Genomic DNA, 916 nt, shown 5'->3' on the forward strand with positions numbered 1-916 from the left:
TGAATTGGGTACTAAAAAGTGATACCGCTAAATTTGTTTGTTAATGAATTGTTTATTTTAAAGCTCAATCAGATTTATATGAGGATGCTCTTTGTTGTGAAAAGAGCACGAAGTGATGTCACGTGGTATCGGCATTTAAGGAACACATTATATAGAAGAACAAAGATGGAACTGAAAACCCTCAGCGTCGCGATTGCGGCAACCTTGAGCAGCACTGCTGCGTTCGCAATGAGCGAGCCAGTAGCGCAAGTCACAGAGAAAGTTGAACATCATCAGCACGAACACGGTGTAGAAACGGCGCAGCCTGAGTATGCACCGACAGAATTGTTACCACAGCTACCGAAACAGACGTTACGCACGCGGGCTATCCAATCGGTTGAAGCGTCAAGCGTGGTTTGTGACGTAGAATCGTTCACAACCACCAACAGCAACGACTTGATCAGCGCGATAAAAACTCAAGGTGCAAGTTGCATCAACGAGCTGTTCTCTGCTCAAAGCCGAGTGCAAGAAGCGGCGTTTGATTCTGACCACATGTACAACGTGGCAAAGCATACGGTGACTTTGGCGAAAGCCTATACTGGTGGCGGTAGTGATGAGCTTGAAGCCTTGTACTTGTATTTGCGCGCTGGCTATTACGCCGAGTTTTACAACAACAATATCTCGTTTGTTTCTTGGGTCACGCCCGCAGTACAAGAGGCGGTAGACGCGTTTGTAAACAACGCTAATTTTTACGAAAACAGCGACCCGCACGGCAAGGTATTAAGTGAAGTGATCATTACGATGGACAGTGCGGGGCTGCAACACGCTTATTTACCGCAAGTGACGGAGTGGCTGACGCGCTGGAATGACCAATACGCTCAAAACTGGTACATGCGCAACGCGGTGAATGGGGTGTTTACCATCTTATTTGGTGGTC

The 916-nt window shown here is 47.3% G+C and carries 1 protein-coding gene; it reads left to right on the forward strand.

Going from position 1 to position 916, the window contains the following annotated elements:
• Window positions 1–165: 165 nt before the first annotated feature.
• On the forward strand, window positions 166–916 hold a 751-nt coding region (locus R8O10_RS24235), incomplete at its 3' end, for a M9 family metallopeptidase N-terminal domain-containing protein (protein ID WP_318191822.1).

It is taken from the genome of Vibrio sp. 1727 (genome assembly GCF_033344415.1).
GTDB classification, from domain to species: domain Bacteria; phylum Pseudomonadota; class Gammaproteobacteria; order Enterobacterales; family Vibrionaceae; genus Vibrio; species Vibrio alginolyticus.